Annotated in this window: 4 protein-coding genes; 2 read left to right on the top strand and 2 right to left on the bottom strand. The window is 62.0% G+C overall.

Going from position 1 to position 2,881, the window contains the following annotated elements; genetic code table 11:
• Positions 1 to 146: 146 nt before the first annotated feature.
• Positions 147 to 608, bottom strand: coding sequence for a GNAT family N-acetyltransferase (locus EN969_RS25010; RefSeq protein ID WP_024502644.1), 462 nt, complete (start codon positions 606 to 608; stop codon positions 147 to 149).
• A gap of 196 nt (positions 609 to 804) precedes the next feature.
• Between EN969_RS25010 and EN969_RS25005 the strand changes: the two genes are divergently transcribed.
• The gene (locus EN969_RS25005; RefSeq protein WP_174299093.1) at positions 805 to 1,725 is read left to right on the top strand and encodes a glycine--tRNA ligase subunit alpha; all 921 of its coding nucleotides are present in this window, start codon (positions 805 to 807) and stop codon (positions 1,723 to 1,725) included.
• Positions 1,726 to 1,728: 3 nt separating this feature from the next.
• On the opposite strand, the gene EN969_RS25000 is transcribed toward EN969_RS25005, so the two are convergent.
• A complete protein-coding gene (locus EN969_RS25000) occupies positions 1,729 to 2,043 on the bottom strand; it encodes a hypothetical protein (RefSeq protein ID WP_127224221.1) in 315 nt (104 codons plus the stop codon).
• Between the two features lie 88 nt (positions 2,044 to 2,131).
• On the opposite strand from EN969_RS25000, the gene EN969_RS24995 reads away from it, so the two are divergent.
• Positions 2,132 to 2,881 (top strand): glycine--tRNA ligase subunit beta (locus tag EN969_RS24995; RefSeq protein WP_127419480.1); only part of this gene is annotated, 750 nt, incomplete at its 3' end.

Genomic DNA, 2,881 nt, shown 5'->3' with positions numbered 1-2,881 from the left:
ATCCAACACGGCGCAGGAGACCCCGAAGGTCAAGCCGGAGCCGGTGCCCGCCCCGAAGGGATGAAGTAAGCCATTTGAATTCAACGCAAACGGGGCTCTTTTCAGAAGTCCCGTTTTCGTTTGAACCGCGTATTCGGTTGGCTGCCTCAGAAGAGCTTGCGATAGACGACAAAGCCGGAGTGTTCGGCGACCTTGTCGTAAAGCTTCATCGCCGTGTGATTGGTCTCATGCGTCAGCCAGTATACCCGGCCTGAGCCGGCCGCCTGGGCACGCTCGTAGACGCCCTCGATCAGCGCCCGTCCGATGCCTTTGCCACGCGATGCCTGCGTGGTGAAAAGGTCCTGCAGATAGCAATTCGGCGCGATCGCCGTGGTGCTGCGATGGAAGAGATAATGCACGAGGCCGAGAAGCCGTCCCTCGCTTTCGGCCACCAGCGCGTGGACCGGCTCATAGGCATCGAAGAAACGCGACCATGTCATCTGGGTAATCTCACCCGGCAGGGCCGTTTCGCCCGAGCGGCCATAAAATGCATTGTAGCCGTCCCACAGCGGCAGCCATTGCTCGAAATCCTGTCGCGCAACGGGGCGGATGACGATCGGGCTGGGCATGGCTGAAACCTGTTGTCGTTGCTGCACAGGCGAACAGAGCGCAGGCCCGAGAGATGGGCAATGGGCCAGCTCCATAATGTCGGCGCAACCGCATCGTCGTGCTTTGCTTGACGCTTCGCCGCCGTGTCTCTAGGACGTGCCGGCAAGCTAGCCTGTGCTGTCGAGGCCACCCGTGACAATTGAAATCCCCGCCCATATGCATCCCAGCCGCTCGTTCCAGGGGCTGATCCTGACCTTGCACAACTATTGGGCGGCCTATGGCTGCGTCATCCTGCAACCCTACGACATGGAAGTCGGCGCCGGCACCTTTCATCCGGCAACGACGCTGCGCGCGCTCGGCCCGAAACGCTGGAACGCTGCCTATGTCCAGCCCTCGCGCCGCCCCAAGGACGGGCGTTATGGCGAGAACCCGAACCGGCTGCAGCATTATTACCAGTACCAGGTGATCCTGAAGCCGAACCCGCCCAACTTGCAGGAACTCTATCTCGGCTCGCTGGCGGCGATCGGCGTCGATCCGCTGCTGCACGACATCCGCTTCGTCGAGGATGATTGGGAAAGCCCGACGCTGGGCGCCTGGGGTCTCGGCTGGGAATGCTGGTGCGACGGCATGGAAGTCTCGCAGTTCACCTATTTCCAGCAGGTCTGCGGTATCGAATGCGCACCGGTGGCCGGCGAACTCACCTACGGGCTGGAGCGGCTGGCCATGTATGTGCAGGGCGTCGACAATGTCTACGACCTCAATTTCAACGGCCGGGAAGGCGCCGACAAGGTCACCTATGGCGATGTCTTCCTGCAGGCCGAGCAGGAATATTCGCGCCACAATTTCGAACACGCCAACACGGCGATGCTTCTGCGCCACTTCGAGGACGCCGAGACCGAATGCAAGGCGCTGCTCGATGCCGGCGCGCCGGCATCGAACGACAATCTGCCGATGCACCGCATGGTTTTCCCGGCCTATGATCAGTGCATCAAGGCCAGCCATGTCTTCAACCTGCTTGACGCGCGCGGCGTGATTTCGGTCACCGAACGGCAGAGCTACATCCTGCGGGTGCGCAATCTGGCGAAGGCCTGCGGTGAGGCGTTTTTGAAGACGCAGGCGGGTGGCCTGGCGGCCTGAGTCTCAGGCCCGCTTCATCATCTCGAAGGAAGCTTTGATCGGCAGTATGTTCTGGCTGCTGGCACCGTCGATTGTGCGCAATGCCTGTCGAACGCCCGGCATCGAGAAGGCACCGTGAGCCTGCGCGGTGAAGCAGGCGCCGAGTGCGAGGATCTGCAGAAGTCTGGATGCCGTTTTCATGGTCGTTGAGCCAAATGTTCCCTGCCTGAGCGTGGGTCGCTTCAGCGCTGCGTTCGGTTCATGGAAATCTTTGATCCAAGGACGGGTGGCGCGGTCTCGTCCCGACAGGATGGCCAAAATTTCTGGAAACGGGCGCAAATCGGCGATCCCCGTGCGGAAAGGGTGACAGCGGCCAGCCGAGTTGCTATGCCCCCGCCCGGACCATTTTGCCGCGTGAGCCCCATCCATGCCTGACCTGCTTCTAGAACTCCGCTCGGAAGAGATTCCCGCCCGCATGCAGCGCAAGGCGGCTGGCGATCTCAGGAAGATGCTGACTGACGGCCTGGTCGAGGCGGGGCTGACCTATGAGGCGGCGCGCGAGTACTGGACGCCGCGGCGGCTGACCCTCGACATCAGGGGTCTCACCGCGCGCTCGAAGGATATAAACGAAGAGATCAAGGGGCCTTCGACATCGGCGCCCGAACAGGCGGTCCAGGGCTTCCTGCGCAAGGCCGGACTTTCCTCGATCGCCGAGGCGCATGTCCATTCCGATCCGAAGAAGGGCGATTTTTATGTCGCCCACATTTCGAAGCCGGGCAGGGCGGCCGAACAGATCATCGCGGACCTGGTGCCTGATATCATCCGCAATTTCCCGTGGCCGAAATCGATGCGCTGGGGGCCGGCCTCGGCCAAGCCAGGTTCATTGCGCTGGGTGCGCCCGCTGCAATCGATCCTGTGCACGTTCGGCCCGGAGACAGAGGAGCCGGTCGTGGTCGATTTCGAGATCGACGGCATCCGCTCCGGCAACATCACCTATGGCCACCGCTTCCATGCGCCTGATGCGATCATGGTGCGCCGCTTCGACGACTATGTTTCCAAACTGGAAGCGGCCAAGGTCGTGCTCGATGCCGACCGCCGCAAGGAGATCATCCTTGCCGACGCCCGCAATCTCGCCTTCGCCAACGGGCTCGATCTGGTCGAGGACGAAGGGCTGCTG

Origin of the sequence: Mesorhizobium sp. M7A.F.Ca.CA.003.01.2.1 (assembly GCF_003998945.1) — a bacterium.
Lineage (GTDB): Bacteria > Pseudomonadota > Alphaproteobacteria > Rhizobiales > Rhizobiaceae > Mesorhizobium > Mesorhizobium ciceri.
The sequence above is the reverse complement of the archived record's forward strand: the minus strand, read 5'-3'. Positions and strand labels throughout refer to the sequence as shown.